Here is a 242-nt window from a genome sequence, read left to right as displayed (position 1 = left end):
CCTTCACGGGCAAGGCGGAAGCGGGCAGCACCGTCACCATTCTGGACAATGGCAGCGCCATTGGCAGCGTAGTGGCGGACGGCAGCGGCAACTGGACGTTTACCCCGGGCACTGGCCTGGTGAACGGCGCGCACGACTTCACCACCACGGTGACCGACCCGGCCGGCAACACCAGCGCCGAGGGCGAGCACCTGAAAGTGACGGTGGATGTGGTTCCGGGCCAGGTAGCGTTGAGCACCCTG

The 242-nt window shown here is 66.9% G+C and carries 1 protein-coding gene; it reads left to right on the top strand.

The window, feature by feature from the left end:
- On the top strand, positions 1-242 hold a 242-nt coding region (locus JHD74_RS27200), incomplete at both ends, for an Ig-like domain-containing protein (protein WP_199063969.1).

Origin of the sequence: Serratia sp. ASV30, assembly GCF_016428815.1 — a bacterium.
GTDB classification, from domain to species: Bacteria; Pseudomonadota; Gammaproteobacteria; order Enterobacterales; family Enterobacteriaceae; genus Chania; species Chania fonticola_C.
Note: the sequence above shows the minus strand (reverse complement) of the source record. Positions and strands in the feature narration are given on the sequence as shown.